21 protein-coding genes are annotated in these 15,949 nt (G+C 68.6%); 9 read left to right on the top strand and 12 right to left on the bottom strand.

Annotated elements, in window-relative coordinates:
• Window positions 1-14: 14 nt before the first annotated feature.
• Entirely contained in the window at window positions 15-677 is a 663-nt protein-coding gene (locus tag NA8_RS17420; RefSeq protein ID WP_245663885.1) for a phosphate signaling complex PhoU family protein, read from the bottom strand.
• Between the two features lie 355 nt (window positions 678-1,032).
• On the opposite strand from NA8_RS17420, the gene NA8_RS17415 reads away from it, so the two are divergent.
• Both NA8_RS17415 and NA8_RS17410 read left to right on the top strand, forming a co-directional pair.
• A complete protein-coding gene (locus NA8_RS17415) occupies window positions 1,033-1,428 on the top strand; it encodes a nitroreductase/quinone reductase family protein (RefSeq protein WP_063051440.1) in 396 nt (131 codons plus the stop codon).
• A gap of 70 nt (window positions 1,429-1,498) precedes the next feature.
• Window positions 1,499-2,590, top strand: coding sequence for a calcium:cation antiporter (locus NA8_RS17410; RefSeq protein WP_245663884.1), 1,092 nt, complete (start codon window positions 1,499-1,501; stop codon window positions 2,588-2,590).
• Window positions 2,591-2,628: 38 nt separating this feature from the next.
• Here the strand turns inward: NA8_RS17410 and NA8_RS17405 are convergent, their stop codons facing one another.
• Both NA8_RS17405 and NA8_RS17400 read right to left on the bottom strand, forming a co-directional pair.
• On the bottom strand, window positions 2,629-3,009 hold the full coding sequence (locus NA8_RS17405) for a DUF5313 family protein (RefSeq protein WP_063051438.1): 381 nt from the start codon (window positions 3,007-3,009) through the stop codon (window positions 2,629-2,631).
• Window positions 3,006-3,497 (bottom strand): MarR family winged helix-turn-helix transcriptional regulator, encoded by a 492-nt coding sequence (locus tag NA8_RS17400; protein WP_063051437.1) that lies wholly within the window; start codon window positions 3,495-3,497, stop codon window positions 3,006-3,008. Before NA8_RS17400 ends, NA8_RS17405 begins: the two co-directional genes overlap by 4 nt.
• 118 nt (window positions 3,498-3,615) lie before the next feature.
• On the opposite strand from NA8_RS17400, the gene NA8_RS17395 reads away from it, so the two are divergent.
• Window positions 3,616-4,617, top strand: coding sequence for a DUF418 domain-containing protein (locus NA8_RS17395; protein WP_063051436.1), 1,002 nt, complete (start codon window positions 3,616-3,618; stop codon window positions 4,615-4,617).
• A 45-nt stretch (window positions 4,618-4,662) separates the two neighbouring features.
• Here NA8_RS17395 and NA8_RS17390 read toward each other — a convergent pair whose 3' ends face one another.
• Window positions 4,663-5,106, bottom strand: a complete 444-nt coding sequence (locus tag NA8_RS17390) for a hypothetical protein (RefSeq protein WP_063051435.1) — start codon at window positions 5,104-5,106, stop codon at window positions 4,663-4,665.
• A 498-nt stretch (window positions 5,107-5,604) separates the two neighbouring features.
• Window positions 5,605-5,799, bottom strand: a complete 195-nt coding sequence (locus NA8_RS17385) for a heavy-metal-associated domain-containing protein (protein WP_062971665.1) — start codon at window positions 5,797-5,799, stop codon at window positions 5,605-5,607.
• Window positions 5,800-5,912: 113 nt separating this feature from the next.
• Between NA8_RS17385 and NA8_RS17380 the strand changes: the two genes are divergently transcribed.
• From NA8_RS17380 to NA8_RS32925, 3 genes are read left to right on the top strand one after another with little or no spacing between them, the layout of a single operon-like run.
• Window positions 5,913-6,353, top strand: coding sequence for a hypothetical protein (locus NA8_RS17380; RefSeq protein WP_063051434.1), 441 nt, complete (start codon window positions 5,913-5,915; stop codon window positions 6,351-6,353).
• Window positions 6,354-6,376: 23 nt separating this feature from the next.
• The gene (locus NA8_RS34395; RefSeq protein WP_085994835.1) at window positions 6,377-6,532 is read left to right on the top strand and encodes a DUF6131 family protein; all 156 of its coding nucleotides are present in this window, start codon (window positions 6,377-6,379) and stop codon (window positions 6,530-6,532) included.
• A 10-nt stretch (window positions 6,533-6,542) separates the two neighbouring features.
• Window positions 6,543-6,716, top strand: coding sequence for a CsbD family protein (locus NA8_RS32925; protein WP_084466883.1), 174 nt, complete (start codon window positions 6,543-6,545; stop codon window positions 6,714-6,716).
• Between the two features lie 84 nt (window positions 6,717-6,800).
• On the opposite strand, the gene NA8_RS17375 is transcribed toward NA8_RS32925, so the two are convergent.
• From NA8_RS17375 to NA8_RS17365, 3 genes are all read right to left on the bottom strand, one after another.
• Window positions 6,801-7,529, bottom strand: a complete 729-nt coding sequence (locus tag NA8_RS17375) for a VIT1/CCC1 transporter family protein (protein WP_063051433.1) — start codon at window positions 7,527-7,529, stop codon at window positions 6,801-6,803.
• 57 nt (window positions 7,530-7,586) lie between these two features.
• Entirely contained in the window at window positions 7,587-7,961 is a 375-nt protein-coding gene (locus NA8_RS17370) for a hypothetical protein (protein ID WP_063051432.1), read from the bottom strand.
• Between the two features lie 209 nt (window positions 7,962-8,170).
• Window positions 8,171-9,187 (bottom strand): AraC family transcriptional regulator, encoded by a 1,017-nt coding sequence (locus NA8_RS17365; RefSeq protein ID WP_063051488.1) that lies wholly within the window; start codon window positions 9,185-9,187, stop codon window positions 8,171-8,173.
• A 70-nt stretch (window positions 9,188-9,257) separates the two neighbouring features.
• On the opposite strand from NA8_RS17365, the gene NA8_RS17360 reads away from it, so the two are divergent.
• Complete coding sequence (locus NA8_RS17360) at window positions 9,258-10,763, top strand: flavin-containing monooxygenase (protein WP_063051431.1); 1,506 nt, start codon at window positions 9,258-9,260, stop codon at window positions 10,761-10,763.
• A gap of 14 nt (window positions 10,764-10,777) precedes the next feature.
• Here NA8_RS17360 and NA8_RS17355 read toward each other — a convergent pair whose 3' ends face one another.
• On the bottom strand, window positions 10,778-11,587 hold the full coding sequence (locus NA8_RS17355) for a DUF1460 domain-containing protein (protein ID WP_063051430.1): 810 nt from the start codon (window positions 11,585-11,587) through the stop codon (window positions 10,778-10,780).
• 176 nt (window positions 11,588-11,763) lie between these two features.
• Between NA8_RS17355 and NA8_RS17350 the strand changes: the two genes are divergently transcribed.
• Entirely contained in the window at window positions 11,764-12,141 is a 378-nt protein-coding gene (locus NA8_RS17350; RefSeq protein WP_063051429.1) for a hemophore-related protein, read from the top strand.
• A gap of 81 nt (window positions 12,142-12,222) precedes the next feature.
• Here NA8_RS17350 and NA8_RS17345 read toward each other — a convergent pair whose 3' ends face one another.
• The gene (locus NA8_RS17345) at window positions 12,223-13,386 is read right to left on the bottom strand and encodes a sensor histidine kinase (RefSeq protein ID WP_063051428.1); all 1,164 of its coding nucleotides are present in this window, start codon (window positions 13,384-13,386) and stop codon (window positions 12,223-12,225) included.
• Window positions 13,383-14,039 (bottom strand): response regulator transcription factor, encoded by a 657-nt coding sequence (locus NA8_RS17340; protein WP_174550094.1) that lies wholly within the window; start codon window positions 14,037-14,039, stop codon window positions 13,383-13,385. Before NA8_RS17340 ends, NA8_RS17345 begins: the two co-directional genes overlap by 4 nt.
• Before the next feature lie 113 nt (window positions 14,040-14,152).
• Between NA8_RS17340 and NA8_RS17335 the strand changes: the two genes are divergently transcribed.
• Complete coding sequence (locus tag NA8_RS17335) at window positions 14,153-14,563, top strand: nitroreductase family deazaflavin-dependent oxidoreductase (RefSeq protein ID WP_063051427.1); 411 nt, start codon at window positions 14,153-14,155, stop codon at window positions 14,561-14,563.
• Between the two features lie 382 nt (window positions 14,564-14,945).
• Here NA8_RS17335 and NA8_RS17330 read toward each other — a convergent pair whose 3' ends face one another.
• Window positions 14,946-15,788 (bottom strand): alpha/beta hydrolase, encoded by an 843-nt coding sequence (locus tag NA8_RS17330; protein ID WP_245663883.1) that lies wholly within the window; start codon window positions 15,786-15,788, stop codon window positions 14,946-14,948.
• Window positions 15,789-15,949: the final 161 nt, after the last annotated feature.

Genomic DNA, 15,949 nt, shown 5'->3' with positions numbered 1-15,949 from the left:
CTGTAGGACGCGGCTTACTCGTCGTCGCTGGGCTGGGCGGTCGGCGGCACGCCGGTGTCGAGGAAGCGGATGAGCCGCTCGATGCGTGCCGTGTGGTCGACACAGCGTTCCAGGTGATGCCCCAGCAGGGCGATATCGATCGCTACCTCGGTGGGCGGCTGGGTCGCGGGGTCGCGCAGCACGGAATGCAGTTGCTGGTGCAGCGTTTCCATCGGGCGCCCGGCGGGCGCCTCCTCCTCCGGCAGCGGGTGGCGGCCCGCGACCGCTTGCCCGGCCAGCGCCGTGCGCTCGGCCGCCAGTTTGCCCATCGCGGCGAGGACATCCAGGATCGGTTGCTCCGCCGCGGGTCCGGGATGACTCTGATACACCTTGTCGGCGACCCGGCTGGCGAGCCAGCCGATGCGGGACAGTTCACCGGCGATCTGGATCGCCGTCACCACGTGCCGCAGGTCGCGGGCCACCGGCGCCTGTAATGCCAGCAGCACCACGGTGCGCGCCTCGCACGCGCCATACATTTTCTGCAACTGCTCATCGAGCGCGAAGACTTCGTAGGTCGCGGTGAGATCGGCGTCGACGAGCGCGTCGGTGACACGCTCGACGGCATCGTGGGCGAGCGTGCACATCAGCGTCAGATCATTCGTCAACGCGATGAGCTCGGCAGTGAACTGGGTGCGCACCGCCAAATTCTCACCCATGGATGGGCGCGGGGTCGATTCCTTGCCGGATGTTCTTCGGTAACGGCATCGCCACGGCCGCCCGGCCGGCCCCCATCGGAGAGATATTGCAGGACAGAGGATCTGCGTTGCATTTCACAAGAACTTGTTCCGTGCAGGGAAACTCGCCCGATTGCTCACCGCGTGCCCATGCTGTCCGGTGCGGCGGCATGGAACGGTCGGCACTGCGCGACGCGACGAGCGGGTGTTTGCGTACCGGTGCCTGTAGGCGCCCGGCGCGCCGCGCGACGGCTCGTGCCTGCTCAGCCCCTGAATCGCGCACGCGGCGGAGCCTGCCGACCGGTGTTACCGTCGCGGCATGCCGAACTTGCGCGACATCCAGCATCGGGTGGTGACGGCGTTTCAGCGCCGCGTGGGCAATCCGCTGCTCAGCACGCTTCCCGGGCAGACCCTCCTGGAGACCACCGGCCGGGTCAGCGGGCAACCGCGGATCACCCCGATCGGCGGACGGCAGGTCGGACGGGAATTCTGGCTGGTCTCCGAGTTCGGCGAGCGTTCGCAGTATGTGCGGAACATCAAGGTCGACAATCGGGTCCGGTTGCGGTTGCACGGTCGCTGGCACACCGGTACCGCGCATCTGCTGCCCGAGGATGACCCGCGTGCCCGCTTGGCGGCCCTGCCGCGCGCCAACAGCGCGGCCGTCCGGCTCGTCGGCACCGATCTGCTCACCGTGCGCATCGATCTGGACGACTGAGCCCGCGCTCGGGGCGGGGATACCGATCACCCGACTGGGATGCGACTGGTTTGCTGGGACGATGGTGGGCATGATCGGTGTGTTACTCGCTCGCTGGAGCGTACTCGTGCCGCTGCTGGCCGTCCTCGCCCTGGCGGCCACCTGGGGCCGCGGTCTGCCCGGTGTGGCGGTGACGATCGTGGTGGTGGCGTTGATCGGGGCGGTGCTCGCGGCGGTGCATCACGCGGAGGTGGTCGCGCGCCGCGTCGGTGAACCGTTCGGCTCGTTGGTGCTGGCCATCGCGGTGACCGTGATCGAAGTCGCGCTCATCCTCACTCTGATGACCCAGGGCGGCGACAAGACCGCGACCCTGGCCCGCGACACGGTCTTCGCCGCGGCGATGATCACCTGCAACGGGATCTTCGGTCTCTGCCTGCTGGTGGGCGCGTTACGGCGGCGCGTGGCGGTGTTCAACGCGGAAGGCACCGGTGCGGCGCTGGCAACCGTGGCGACGCTGGCCACGCTCAGTCTCGTACTGCCGACCTTCACCACGAGCAAGCCCGGTCCGGAGTTCTCGCCCGCGCAGCTGGCTTTCGCCGCGGTGGCCTCGCTCGCGTTGTACGGCCTGTTCGTGCTCGTGCAGACGGTGCGTCATCCGGACGACTTCCTGCCGGTCGAGGTGAGCGGTGCCGTCGCCGACGGTGACGAGCACATCGAGTCGCCCAGCGTGCGCAGCGCGCTCGTCGCCTCGGCTCTGCTGCTGGTCGCCCTTATCTGCGTGGTGGGACTGGCGAAGGTCGTCTCGCCCGCCGTCGAGTCGGCGGTCGAGTCGGCGGGGCTGCCGCAGTCGGCGGTCGGTGTGGTGATCGCGTTGCTGGTGCTGCTGCCCGAGACGCTCGCCGCGATCCGCGCCGCGCGCCGCGACCAGGTGCAGATCGGTCTCAATCTGGCGCTGGGTTCGGCCATGGCGAGCATCGGCCTGACCATCCCGGCGATCGCTGTGGCGAGCATCTGGCTGGACGGCCCCTTGGTGCTCGGCCTCGGCGCGACCCAGATGGTGCTGCTGGCCCTGACCGTCGTCGTGGGCGGCCTGACGATCGTCCCCGGACGCGCGACACTCCTCCAAGGCGGCGTCCACCTGGCAGTGTTCGCGGCTTTCGTCGGCCTGGCCGCCAGTCCCTAGCGCTGTGTCTCTCGGCCCGTGTCTTTGGGACGCAGCGGTCAGTGGGGGTGCTGTGCGGCGTATCTGGCGCGTTCCCGCGCTTGCCGCTGTACTTGTCGGGGGTTCTTCAGATCGGCGGGTAAGCCGTGCTTCGCGAGCCGGTGCGCGCGGTTCATCGGCATGAAGGCGACGGTGTAGAACAGGGCCAGCAGCAGGGCCAGCAGGACCATCGCGCCGCGCAGCCACAGTTCGCCGGGGAACAGCAGGAACGCCGCGAACAGCGGGGTGAACGGCACCAGCCCGCGCAGGACGTGCCGGGTGGCGGCGAACCTCCCGGTCAGATCGTCGCGCACCCACTCGCGCATCGAATCGGGCAGGCGGCGTCCGAAGGCGTAGCCGATCCACTGGAGGGGATGGGGCCGTCGTCGTTCTCGTGTCATGACCGGTCTCCTCGGTAGGGGGACGGGGCGTCGGATTCCGCGAGCACCGACCGGCGGGCCGCCTCGTTCATTCGGGTGAGGGCGTCGCGCAACTGCTCCAGGTCTGCCAGGGTCACGCCGAGGCGCTGCACGACGGCGGGCGGGATCTGCTCGGCCCTCGCGCGCAGCGCGGCTCCGTCCGGGGTCAGGTTCACCACCAGGTTCCGCTCGTCCCGGCTGTCCCGTTCGCGACTGATCAGCCCGGCCGCTTCCAGGCGTTTGAGCAGCGGGGACAGCGTGGGAGAGTCGAGCTGGACGGCCTCGGCGATCGCTTTGACCGACATCGGCGCCTCACCCCACAGCGCGAGCATCACCAGATACTGCGGGTGGGTCAGGCCGAGCGGCTCCAGTAGCGGCCGGTAGACGGCCAGCACGGCACGATTGGCCACCGCCAGCGCGAAGCACACCTGGCGGTCCAAGCGCAGCGGATCGTCGATCTCGGGCTCCATCGGTCCTCCTCGTCCGGGCTCCAAGTTAGCGCATTAATAGTTAGTGCGTTAATCGATGTGTGCGACATCTCGGCGCGAGATCCCGGTTCCGAGGCCGCCGCTGGATACCGTGAGATCCATGCACTACGAGGCGGGGCCGATCCGCGTCCAGGAACTGGACGCGGTTCGTGGCTTCGCGCTGTGCGGCATCCTGGTGGTGGATATCTGGCGGATCGCCGATATGGCGGCCACGGATGAATCGGGCGTACTGATACCGATCCGGCACGTGCTGTCGGTGGCGTTCGAGGGACGGTTCTTCCCGATCTTCTCGTTCCTGTTCGGGATCGGCTTCGCCTTACTGCTGGACAGTGCCGCGGAGCGCGGCGAGCGCCCACGGCTGGTCCTGTTGCGCCGCTTGCTGGCGCTCGGGGTGATCGGCGCGGTCCATCAGCTGTTCCAGCCGGGTGAGGCGCTGCTTCCGTACGCGCTGGCCGGGCTGGTGATCCTGCTGCCCGCCTCGGCGCTGCCGAACTGGGTGGTGCTGGTGGCTGGACTCGCGGGCACATTGGGCGTGGCGCTGGCCCTGGGTGGCGGGCTGGCCTTGGCGCCCGGGTTGTTCCTCCTGGGCCTGGCCACCGCGCGCGCCGGAATCGTGGACACCCTGGATGAGCGGGTCTGGCAGATCGGCGCGGTGTTCGCTCTCGCCCTGCCCGCCGCGATAGTGGCGGGTGTGTGGGAGTACCGCACACCGTATCTGGAGCTGTGGTCCACGCCGGCCACGGCTGTGGCGGGCTTGCTGGGGGCGCTGGCCTACGTCACCGGTTTGCTGCTGTTGCTGCGCATCGAGCCCGGTCAGGTCTTGGCGGAAGTGTTGCGGCCGCTGGGCCGCATGGCGTTGACCAATTACGTCGGGGCCACCGCGCTGATCCTGCTCGCCGCACCGCGTCTGGGACTGTACGGCTCCGGCGACTACGCGCCGGTGCTGGGATTGGCGGTCGCGATCATCCTGGTAGAGGCGGTGTTCAGCGCGGTGTGGTTGCGGTTGTTCGCATATGGTCCGCTGGAATGGGCGTGGCGCTGTGTCACCTGGTGGACGGTGGCGCCGATCCGGCGGGTGCGGATACCGAGCCGTCCGTACTGAACTCGGCGGCCGGCCGCCTTCGGGCCTCGTTGCCATCCGGATTGCTCAGCCGCGTCGCTCGTTCTCGATGCGCCGCAGGACATCCAGCATCGCCAGCACGGACTCGGCGCGGACCGTACCCTGTCGCAGCCCGTCGCGCAGCACCGGTTCCAGTGCCTCCTGTGCGGCGTTTCCCTTGAGCGCGTTGATCAATGCCAGTTCGCTGCCACGCGTCGCCGCCAGCGGGGGATCGGTGAACGGGTCCAGGCTGGCGAGGCCGAAGTAACCGCGGAACACCTCCAGCGTCTCGTAGGACGGGTTCACCGCCTGCCCGGTGCGCAGCTTCCAGAGGTAATTGGCGGACAGGCGCGCCCCGGTGGCGCGGTGGATGTCCGCGGCCAGCGCGCGGTGGGTGATATGGTGCGGCCGCCCGTCTTTCCCAGTGGGCGGGTGCATTCCGTCGATGAGCGTGTTGAGCGCCCGCGTGAACGGGTGTAAGTCCTCCCCCATGGCAGCGTTGTCTCCTGTGGTTGACAGGGCATGTGGCGTAGATCATACTCGTGCGTGCTCTGCCTGCGCATGCCGTTGTGGTCGCCCCGAAGGGGGCGTGACCGCGGGAGGCCCGGCGTCCGAGAGCGGTAGCAGGTGGGGCGATCATCGTCGCTCGCCCCATCTCCTCGGCCTTACGCGGTCACGCGGGCGTGATCGCCACACCGCTGGCGGCACTGTCGAATCGCCTGGCTGCGAAGACTTTCCGCTGCCGGTTCGTCGAGGCTCGCTCGGTGTCGACAGACTTGTGGCCGTGCGGAGCGCGGCCCCCGGAGCGCATGCGCTGGGGCATCGGCCATGGAGTCGTGGGAACTCGACGTTCGGCCACCTCCGCCACCCGTTGGGTGCCGGTGAGGCAGCCGCGGGATGTTTGGCCCGCGGCTTCGCGCCCGCGGGGTGTCTACCAGGTGTTCGCGCGGATCGGAGGTCCCGGGCAGCCGCGCGGCGGGCGAACGTCGATCAGGATGCGGAGGCCCCGGTCTGCCGGATCGCGTCGAGAACCTCGCCGTAGGTCATCGTCGTCGAGTTCACGAGTGCTCGCTCCGACGACACGTCGATGTCGACGGAGTCGATGCCGTTGACGCCGCGCAGCGCCGATTCGATCGCAGACGCGGACTCGCGCGTAACGTTGTGCAGGGTAACTGTGTACGTCATGCAAATCGCATTGACCGATTCCGTCCGCTCAAACTTTCCTTTTTGTCGCGTTTGACTGCCTGGGGCCCGGGAATAGCGGAGGTGTCAAACGACTCGACGCAACAGGGATTGCCATGATCATCATCATCGGACTCGTCGCCTTGATCGCGGCCGTGATCATCGGAGTTGCCGCCGTAGTGGGCAACACCGGCCCCGCTCAGCAACTGACGAGTGATTTCGCGGTATTCGACTATCACTTCCACGGTTCCACCGGAGCACTGTTCGGTTACGGAGTGACCCTCGGTGCGATCGGGATGTTCGGACTGGCCCTCGTGCTGTCCGGCGCCTGGCGGGTGACCCGTCGCGGCGTGGTCGCGCGTCGTGAACTCGCGAAGTCTCGCCGCGAGATGGCGGCGGTGCGGCGTGATCTGACAGCGGACACCTCCGCACCGGCGGCGCGGGCTCCTCAGCAGGAGCCGGCCTGGCGGCGGTGGCTGCACACCCCCCGTTCGGGTACTGCCCGGACCGATCGCGGCGCGACGGTCTCGACTTCGAAACCTGTGACCGCGAAGTAATTGAGAAGAAAAGGAATACGACAATGATCATTCTCGGCCTCATCCTCTTGGTCCTGGGCTGGCTGCTCGGAATTTCGCTGCTCACCACCGCGGGCATCATCGTGCTGATCATCGGGCTCGTGCTGCTGGTGGCCGGCTCGGTGGGCCGTCCGGTGGGTGGCCGCCGCTGGTATTACTAGGGGATTTCTCATGAAGTTCGAAGATCGCCTCGCGCACCGAGTGCAAGCGACCAGGGGCAGCGTGAAGAAATTCGTCGGCCGAGCGACCGGCAACCCCCGGTTGGAGGCCGAGGGACGGCGTGAGCAGGGCCGCGGCAACGTCAAGCGCGCCGCGGACAAACTGCGGGACGCTTTCAGGCGCTGACCGCGCACCGACCGCCCGTGCCGGGCGAAGGCCATCGGCCTTCGCCCGGCATCGGCGTGTTCCGGGCAGTGCCCCGCGTTCGAGTCAGATTCCGGTGACGTCGGCGAGCTGGCCGATGCCGTAGGTGACGGCCATGGCCAGCGCGCCGCCGAGCACCACCCGTATCACCGCCCGGCCAGGGGGGCTTCCGCCCAGCCGGGCGCTGACCGACCCGGTGAGCGCGAGCGCGGCGAGTACGGCCCCGAATGTCACCGGGATTCGTGCGGTGACCGGCGGCAGCAAGATGGCCAGAAACGGCAGCAGCGCGCCGAGCGTGAAGGCCACCGCCGAGGAGAACGCCGCCTGCCACGGATTGGTCAGCTCGGCGGGATTCAGCCCCAATTCGGCCTCCGCGTGCGCGGTGAACGCGTCGTGCGCAGTGAGTTCTTCGGCGACCTTGCGCGCCGTTTCCGGCGTCAGGCCCTTGGCCCGGTAGATCCCGGTGAGTTCGGCCAGCTCGAAGTCCGGTTCGTCGCGCAGTTCCCTGCGTTCTTTCGCCAGCAGAGCCCGCTCCGAATCGCGCTGGGTGCTGACCGAGACGTATTCACCCACCGCCATCGAGATCGCCCCCGCCGAAAGACCCGCGATGCCCGCGGTGAACAGGGCCTGCGTGTCGGTGGTCGCTGCCGCGACGCCGACGACCAGCCCCGCCGTGGACACGATGCCGTCGTTCGCGCCGAGCACCCCCGCGCGCAGCCAGTTGAGCTTGGATGCGAAGCCGTCGTCATGCGGTTCGTGCGGATGTGCGCCGGAGGCGCCGGTCGTGGGGTCCATGAAGACGCACCCTAATCACCCCGCGACGCGCGCGCGGGAACCACGACCCGGGCGCGGCTAAGTGCGGGACGGGCGGGGGACCGCGAGCGGATGCGGAAGCATCGTGCGGTGGATGATCTGCAGGATCAGCAGGAACAGCACCGAAAGACCCGCGGTGGTGAAATCGCCCACCAGCACCGCGAGTGCGGCGAACGCGCCGAATACGGGGAACTCCAGCACCGCGCACCAGCGCAGGATCCGCAGCCGCCTGGCGTTGGCGCTCAACCGCTGCACACCGTCGTCGATGATGGTCAGTGCCGTCTCGTAGCGCACCATACCGTCGCCGACCTGGACGAACATGTGCACCGCCTGGTCGCGGCTGAGTTCGCCGAGCCAGGCCCGGTCGATCAGCCGCTTGCCCTCCTCGGCGACCTCCTTGATAACCGCGTCCATGCGGCCCCCTTCCCAGTCGATCGGAGAGTCTAGCGGCCGAATCGCGCCTTCCCAGTGGCGATTCAAGCGGGCCGGAAGAGGTAGACGCGCACCGCCGTGATCCGCCCGCTCCCGCCGTCGAACGCCTGCCGCACCGCGACGCCATGCGCGCCGCTGCCGCACCCCGAGGGCGGCTACGAGGGCCGCTCGATCTCCGAACGGTCGTGCCGCTACGTCCTTGCTTGCGAGCAGGTGCGGCGCAGAGCGCTGGGCGTTGTGCCCCACCATCTTCGGGCGCATCGGGTGAACGTCGCCTGCTCGGACAGCCCGATCAGCGAGGCCACCTGACTCATCGGCATGTCCGTCGTGGTCAGATACCGTCGCGCCGCGTCCCGGCGGACCTCGTCGAGGATCGCGGCGAACGAGGTGTGCTCGGCGGCGAGACGTCGTTGCAGCGTGCGCGGGTGCACCGTGAGGAGCCGTGCCACCGCGCCGATCTCGGGTGCGGCCGTGCCGAGCAATCGCTGCACCGCGGCGCGTACCTGCGGGGCGATCGCCGCCGCCGCGTCGCCGGACTGCGCGGCGAGGAACGCCATGGCCAGCCGGTGCAGGTTCTCGTCACCGCCGGTGAGCGGCCTGCTCGCCAGGCTGCTCGGCACCCGCAACGCCGCGAACGGTCGCTCGACTCGCACCGGCGCGCCGAAGAACTCCTCGTAACCGGCGACCGCCGCTTCCGGCCGATAGGGCAGCTCGACCGAGCGCAGCCCGTAGCGGTCGTCCACCAAGCGCTGAATGGTGCGATGCACGAACGCCAGCCCGAGGTCGGTGCCCTGGACGGGTGTGGGAAGTCCGGGCCGCACGCCGTAGCGCAGCGCGATCACGCCGCGATCGCCGTAGGGGTCCGGCTCCAGCGTCAAGCTGAGCGACCGCGCGTGCAGGAACAGGTATCGCGCCGAACACTCGAGCACGTCGGCCAGCGACGCCGAATTGCGGATGGCCAGCGCCAGCGGGCCGAGCATGTCCAGGTCCTGCCGATGGGAGATCCGCAAGCCGAGGTCGGGACAGCGCAGCTGGTGCGCGGCCAGTTCCAGCACCGCCGCGACGGACTCGTCGGGCACGAGCAGGTCGTCGGCGTCCAGGGCGGCCACCGGCAGGCCACATGCCGTGGCCAGCGCCTCGGCGTCACCACCCAGCTCGGCGACAGTCGCGCGAAAGCCGCGCAACCCCGCGGAACGAATTACCGACATGTCGTCGAGGATCAAATACTTGTCGCGTAAAGTCAAGAAAGCCGCCGCACTCGGCTCGCACACTGGATACATGATCGAAGCCGCCGCAGCACCGGACCACCTCGATGTCGTGATCGTGGGCGCCGGACTATCCGGTATCGGCGCGGCCTACCGGTTGCAGACCGAGTGCCGCGGCAAGAGCTACGCCATCCTGGAGGCTCGCGACACGCTGGGCGGAACCTGGGACCTGTTCAAATACCCGGGCATCCGATCGGACTCGGACATGTTCACCCTCGGCTACCCGTTCAAGCCGTGGCGTGACGCCAAATCGATCGCCGACGGTCCGTCGATATTGCGCTACATCACCGAGACCGCGACCGAGCACGGCATCGACCGGCACATCCGCTACCGCACCAAGGTGATCGCCGCCGACTGGGACAGTGGCGCCGCGCGCTGGTCCCTGACCCTCGAGCAGCGCGACGAGTCGGGCGCCACCGAGACGCGCACGCTCACCTGTGGCTTCCTCTACGCCTGCGCCGGGTACTACGACTACGACCGGCCCTACGCGCCGGAGTTCCCCGGCATCTCGTCGTTCGCGGGCGAAGTGGTGCACCCGCAGTTCTGGCCCGAGGACTTCGACTATCGCGGCAAGCGCGTCGTGGTGATCGGCAGCGGCGCCACCGCGGTCACGCTGGTCCCGGCCATGGCGCAGCAAGCGCAACTGGTGACGATGCTGCAACGATCGCCGACCTGGATCAGCGCCGTTCCGGGCCGGGACAAAGTGGCCGACAAGATCCGCGAACTGCTGCCGCCGCGGCCTGCGCACCGCCTGATCCGAACCAAGAACATCCTGTTCGGCATCGGCTTCTACCAGTACTGCCGGCGCCGTCCGGAAGCGGCGCGCAAGCTGCTCACCGGTCTCACCACGCGCATCCTGAAGGACGACCAGGCCGTCGCCGAGCACTTCACACCCAGCTATAACCCCTGGGACCAGCGGCTGTGCGCCGTCCCGGACGCGGACTTCTTCAAGGCGATGAAGAAGGGCAAGGCCGAGGTCGTCACCGACCACATCGACACGTTCGTGCCAGAAGGCATCCGGCTGAAGTCCGGCCGGGTGCTCGAGGCGGACGTCGTGATCACCGCTACCGGGCTGCAACTGCTCGCCTTCGGCGGCATCACGCCCAGCGTCGACGGCGCGCGGGTCGAGTTGTCCGACCAGTTCGTCTGGCAGGGGACCATGCTCACCGGCGTCCCCAACTTCGCCGTGTGCATCGGATACACCAACGCGTCGTGGACCCTGCGCGCCGATCTCACCTCCCGGTTGATCTGCAAAGTGCTCAATCACATGGACCGCAAGGGCTACGCCGCCGTGGTGCCCGAGCCGCGAGGCGAACTCGGCGAACACCCGCTGCTGGATCTGGCCTCCGGCTACATCCAGCGATCCATTGGCGACTTCCCCCGCCAAGGTGACCGTCATCCGTGGAAGGTGCGGCAGAACTACCTGCTCGACTCGGCCACCACCCTGCGCACGGACCTGGACAAGACGCTCACCGGCACGCCGAAATCGTCCGTCCGGCCGCCGGTGCCCGTTTCCTAGCTCCGCGAGGCGGCCTACCGCGCGCGGAGCACGACGATGCCGGGGGTGGACCGCACGTACTCCGTGAAGGGCGAGTCCACCACTTTGTCGTTGCCCGCGAGCGAGGACGCGTTGCGGAAGACCGGCCCCGCGTCGGTCATGACGAAGATGCCGACGTGAGTGACGTCCAGGCCCGGTCGGTCGGCGTAGGCGCCGATGTAGTCGCCGGTGCGCAGCCCGTTCACGACGTCTCGGTCAACGGCCGCGCTGGGAATGTAGGTGATGGCGCGGTCGACCACGGGCAGCCCCGGGAGATAGTTGCCGCCGTCGGCCTTCGCGTTGAGGTGCTTGGTGACGGTCACCGCCGCGGGGCTCACCGCCGCTGTGACGTCGGTGGCCGCCACTGCTGTGGTGTGCGCCCAATCGGTGAAGAAGTGTTTGCGCTGCCGGAAATCGACGCGGCCATCGGCGTAACGCGTCTCGATCAGGTTCCTGATGAACTGATCGCGGTCGGCGGACCTGCTGAGCGCCTCGACGTAATCGAGGTAGGTGAAGCAGTCCACCCGGCGGAAATCGATGACCAGCTGTTCGGGCTGGGTCGTCGAGCCGACCAGCATGTTCGCGCCGTAGGGCGTGCCGAGGAACGGACGTGACAGCAGCTCGATCAACTCCGCCTTGCTCGCCGCGGCGGGCGCCTGAGCGCGCAACGTCAGCACTTCATCGAGCTTGCGCGCGGTGAAATCATCGAGCTGCACGGCGTCCGGGGCGCCGAGCGCGGGCGGCGTCGACACCGCGGCGCAGACGAGGGCCGCGAGAACGAGCAGTACACGAACGATGGTGCGCAAGACGCCTCCAGCAGCGGTGATCAGCCGATCGGGACACAACAGCGACACCCACGGTAGCCCGGCGGCGGGCGGGCAGGGGCGTCATCGCCTAGCGCCGTCCAAACACCCTTCCTGATGGACTGAACGCCGGGTCGCGTCGTAGCGACCCGAACATCCAACCGAAAGGGATATCCGACATGACGAGAATCGTTCGAGCCACCCTCGCTCTCGGCGGTCTGCTCGCCGCGGGCGCGCTGCTGGTTCCGGCGACCGCCTCCGCGCAGCCGCGGCCGGGCGGACTGCTCGAGACGACATGCAGCTTCGCCCAGCTCGACGCCGCCGTCCATGCCCAGTTCCCCGATCTCGCCGCCCGGCTCGACGCGCACCCCGACCGCAAGGCGAAGTTGCAAGAGTTCCTGAGTCTTCCGGTCGAGCAGCGCAAGCAGCGTGCCGAGGAGTACCTGGACAAGCACCCGGAGGCCAAGGGCAAGCTCGAGGAGCGCCGCGACTCGCCGCAGGCGCAGGAGCACCGCGACAAGATGCGCGTTCTCGCCGACACCTGCCACAACTACTGAGCCCGGGACGGGCGAGGTGTCGGACTCGCCCGTACCCCTCGGGTAGCCGCGCTAGGGTCGCGCCGGCGTCGGCCGGTTGCGTTATTTCTGGGCGCGCGGGAATTCGACGGTGACCGCGAGACCGCCGTCCGGACGCGCCGTCGCGCGGACCGTGCCCCCATGGGCCTGCGCGACGGAGCGCACGATCGACAAGCCGAGCCCGGCGCCGCGGGCGCCGGAATCGGCCAAGCGTTCGGTGGTGGAGAGCCGGCGGAACGGTTCGAAGAGGCCGTCGACCTCGAAAGCCGGGACCGGTGTGCCGCTGTTCTCCACGGTGAGCACGGCGCGGTCACCGATCGCTCGGGATTGGATCGCCACCCAGCCGCGCTCGGGGAGGTTGTAGCGCAGTGCGTTGTCCAACAGATTGAGCACGAGGCGTTCCAGCAGCAGCGGATCTCCGAGCACAGTCGCGGATTCGAGATCGGCGGTGATCTCGGCCCCCGGCCGCGCGGCGCATGTTCCGACCGCGTCGGCGGCGATGCCGGCGACGTCGATGCGGCGGTGTTCGGTCAGTCGCTGTTCGCTGGAGGCCAGCACCAGAAGGCCGTCGATGAGCCGCTCGTGCCTGCGGTTGACCTCCAGGAGCGTGGCGCCGAGTCGGCGGGTGGACTCGGGAACGCCGGGGTCCTCCAACGCCACCTCGATCAGCGTCCGGTTGATCGTCAGCGGTGTGCGTAGCTCGTGGGAGGCGTTCGCCACGAACCGGCGCTGTCCGTCGAACGCCCGGTCCAGGCGCTCGAGCATCGCGTCGAAGGTATCGGCCAGATCCTTGATCTCATCCTGCGGACCGTCGAGGGCGATGCGTTCGTGCAGGCTGGTGTCGGCGACTCGCCGCGCGGTCGCGGTGATCCGCTGCAAAGGATGCAGGGCGCGTCCGGCCAGCAACCAGCCGAATCCGCCCGCGGCGATCCCCACCGCGCCGAGCGATACCAGCGACCAGACCAGCATGGCGCGCAACGTGTCCCGCCGATTCCGCTGGGCCTGCTCGGTCAGCGCTTCGAACAACTCCGCGGAAACCGGCGCCCGGTTCCGCTGGGCCCGTTCGAGCAGATACTCCCGCACCACTTGCTGCGCGCCGCCCCCGGGCCTTCGCTCCAGCGACTGGTTCAGGTAGAAGTACATCAACGCGATGAGTACCGCACCGGCCAGGAAGAACGCCGTCGCGTACAGCAGCGTGAGCCGCAGCCGGATCGTGTGCCCTCTCATCGGATCCGGTATCCCACGCCGGGTTCGGTCTCGATCACCCGCGGCTCGCCCAGCTTCCGCCGCACGTTCATGATCGTGTACCGCACGACGCCGGTGAACGGATCGATGTGTTCGTCCCACGCCTTTTCCAGCAGCTGCTCGGCCGAGACCACGCCGCCGTCCGCGCGCAGCAGCTCGGCCAGCACCGCGAACTCCTTGCGCGACAGCGTGACCGGTTCGCCGTTCCTGCTGACGGAGAACCGGTGCGGGTCGAGCCGGATGCCGGAGCGTTCCAGTACCGGGGGAGCGGCGCTGCGCGCCCGGCGCCCGAGCGCCTGGATACGGGCGACCAGCTCGGCGAACGCGAACGGCTTCGTCAGGTAGTCGTCCGCGCCCAGTCCCAGACCCGCCACTCGTTCGGCCACGGCGCTCGCGGCTGTGAGCATCAGGATCCGGGCCGAGCCGCCGGACTCGACGAGCGTGCCGCACACCGCGTCACCGGAGACGCCGGGTAGATCCCGATCGAGTACCACAACGTCGTAGTCGTTGACGCCGGTACGCTCCAGCGCCGCCGCGCCGTCGTACACCACGTCGACCGCCATGGCATGTCGGCGCAGCCCGTCGGCGATCGCGTCGGCCAGCAATGTCTCGTCCTCGACAACAAGCACCCGCACCCCGTCATCGTGCCCCCTGCCGCTGTTGGTTGGGCGTTAGTTCGGCTTGGGACCGCCGGCCTGGGTAGGCTCGCGACGACCCGGCGCACCCGACTCCGCAGGAGAGACAAGTCATGGCAGGCGACTGGAACACCCAGATCATCGAAGAATTCCGCGCCAACCAGGGCAAGGTCGGCGGCCCCTTCGAGGGCCGCGAGCTGCTGCTGCTCACCAGCATCGGCGCCAAATCCGGTCTTCCGCGCACCAATCCGCTCGCGTTCATCCGCGACGGCGACGACATCGTGGTCATCGCCTCCAAAGCGGGCGCTGCGACCAATCCGGACTGGTTTCACAATGTGCGCGTCAATCCGACGGTCACCCTCGAGATCGGCACCGAAACCCTCGAGGCGACGGCGACTCCGATCACCGAAGGGCCGGAGCGCGATCGCCTCTACGCCGCGATGGTCGAGGTGATGCCCGGCTTCGCCGAGTACCAGGAGAAGACCGATCGGGTGATTCCGGTCGTCAGGCTGACGCCGCGCTGAGCGGAGCCGGTGCGCGGTCGAACCCGTCGGCTCGGCTCAGCGCGCGGGTCCTCCCGCAGCGGCTGCCGAACAGGTGTCGGTGACATCGACGTCGTCCGAGGTGATGCGCGTATACGGATGATGGGGTGCCGGCTGCCGCACGGCCGACTGGTCGGCAGCGGACGGTCGGCATCGCGGGCACGGTTCGCTCAATCGCGGCGAGCCGTAGCGGCAGCGGCCCGAGCCGCCTGCGAACGTGCGGGTTCGAAGCGGCGTTGCGACAGCACCGCAGCAGCCGGAAGCGTATTCACCCCGCACCCACCGAGGACAGCAGCATGGGCAGTGCGTCGCGCATCTGGATCTTCCAGGCGTCCCAGTTGTGGCCTTGGGTGGGGACGTAGCGTTAGTCCACCTGCGCCCCGAGTTGTTGCAGACGGTCCACGAAGCGATAGTTCTGTTCGTAGGCGGCGGATTCCACGGGATCGGCCTTGCCGTAGGAGACGAACAGGGGGATGCCGGTGAGGTCGGCGGCCCGGCTGTAGGGGTTGTTGGCCAGCCAGATATCGCGGTTGACGGTGTAGTCGCCCCAGACCCGTTCCCAGTCGGCGCCGCAGCCACCGCCGGGCCTGTCCGGTTCGCCGGGGGCCCCGGAGTCGTGCAGCGGATCGACGTTGCCACTGAAGGATGCGGCCGAGGCGAACCAACCCCGATGCGCGGCGGCGAATTTCATGGCGCCGAGGCCGCCCATCGAGTTGCCCGCGATGGCGCGGGTCGTACCGGCGCGGTAGCCGGTCTCCAGCAAGGTGCGCACGTCGTCCAGCAGGTAGCTCTCCCATGCGGGCGGGCCGCCGTGATTGTCGTTGTACCAATTGGAATACGCGCTGCACCAGCTGGTTTCGGGCAATACGAAGATCGCTTGGCTGCCCGCGGTGAGCGCTTCGAGATCGCCTTTGTCGGTCCAGGACTTGTGGTCGTCGAACCCGCCGTGCAGCACCCACACGGTCGGCCAGGTCCGGGTGGCGTCCTTGGACCAGCCCGGCGGCAGCAGCAGGCGAACCACTTTCACCGACCAGTCCGGACCCTCCAGGCTGGGTGAGGAGACGCCGATGTCGAGAATCCGGTCGCTGACCCGGTTCTCCCAGCGCACCGTCGGCGCCGCGTACGCCGGAGGCGCGGACAGGAATGGCACGGTGAGGCCCGCGACGACGGTGGCGAGGGCGAGCGCTATCCGAATCAGACGACTCAACGGTCGAACCTTTCGCTCTGCGTGGGTTCTGCGGGGGCATCGAAACGTTCACTACCGCAACCGAATCTAGAGCACTCGCGCCTCTACGAATAGTGTTGTTCGTAAAAATTTCGGCGCAGGGTGCCGCGAATCCAGCGGAGCGCTGCGGCTCGCCGGCTCAC

This window comes from Nocardia arthritidis NBRC 100137, from assembly GCF_001612765.1.
GTDB lineage: Bacteria > Actinomycetota > Actinomycetes > Mycobacteriales > Mycobacteriaceae > Nocardia > Nocardia arthritidis.
The sequence above is the reverse complement of the archived record's forward strand: the minus strand, read 5'-3'. Positions and strand labels throughout refer to the sequence as shown.

Excerpts from the sequence above, each read along its gene's own strand:
- NA8_RS17410 (WP_245663884.1), top strand. The coding sequence starts at position 1,499 with ATGATCGGTGTGTTACTCGCTCGCTGGAGCGTACTCGTGCCGCTGCTG.
- NA8_RS17390 (WP_063051435.1), bottom strand. The coding sequence starts at position 5,106 with ATGGGGGAGGACTTACACCCGTTCACGCGGGCGCTCAACACGCTCATC.
- NA8_RS17395 (WP_063051436.1), top strand. The coding sequence starts at position 3,616 with ATGCACTACGAGGCGGGGCCGATCCGCGTCCAGGAACTGGACGCGGTT.
- NA8_RS17405 (WP_063051438.1), bottom strand. The coding sequence starts at position 3,009 with ATGACACGAGAACGACGACGGCCCCATCCCCTCCAGTGGATCGGCTAC.
- NA8_RS32925 (WP_084466883.1), top strand. The coding sequence starts at position 6,543 with ATGAAGTTCGAAGATCGCCTCGCGCACCGAGTGCAAGCGACCAGGGGC.
- NA8_RS17350 (WP_063051429.1), top strand. The coding sequence starts at position 11,764 with ATGACGAGAATCGTTCGAGCCACCCTCGCTCTCGGCGGTCTGCTCGCC.
- NA8_RS17415 (WP_063051440.1), top strand. The coding sequence starts at position 1,033 with ATGCCGAACTTGCGCGACATCCAGCATCGGGTGGTGACGGCGTTTCAG.
- NA8_RS17375 (WP_063051433.1), bottom strand. The coding sequence starts at position 7,529 with ATGGACCCCACGACCGGCGCCTCCGGCGCACATCCGCACGAACCGCAT.
- NA8_RS17360 (WP_063051431.1), top strand. The coding sequence starts at position 9,258 with ATGATCGAAGCCGCCGCAGCACCGGACCACCTCGATGTCGTGATCGTG.
- NA8_RS17345 (WP_063051428.1), bottom strand. The coding sequence starts at position 13,386 with ATGAGAGGGCACACGATCCGGCTGCGGCTCACGCTGCTGTACGCGACG.
- NA8_RS17365 (WP_063051488.1), bottom strand. The coding sequence starts at position 9,187 with ATGTCGGTAATTCGTTCCGCGGGGTTGCGCGGCTTTCGCGCGACTGTC.
- NA8_RS17380 (WP_063051434.1), top strand. The coding sequence starts at position 5,913 with ATGATCATCATCATCGGACTCGTCGCCTTGATCGCGGCCGTGATCATC.
- NA8_RS17385 (WP_062971665.1), bottom strand. The coding sequence starts at position 5,799 with ATGACGTACACAGTTACCCTGCACAACGTTACGCGCGAGTCCGCGTCT.
- NA8_RS17370 (WP_063051432.1), bottom strand. The coding sequence starts at position 7,961 with ATGGACGCGGTTATCAAGGAGGTCGCCGAGGAGGGCAAGCGGCTGATC.
- NA8_RS34395 (WP_085994835.1), top strand. The coding sequence starts at position 6,377 with ATGATCATTCTCGGCCTCATCCTCTTGGTCCTGGGCTGGCTGCTCGGA.
- NA8_RS17335 (WP_063051427.1), top strand. The coding sequence starts at position 14,153 with ATGGCAGGCGACTGGAACACCCAGATCATCGAAGAATTCCGCGCCAAC.
- NA8_RS17400 (WP_063051437.1), bottom strand. The coding sequence starts at position 3,497 with ATGGAGCCCGAGATCGACGATCCGCTGCGCTTGGACCGCCAGGTGTGC.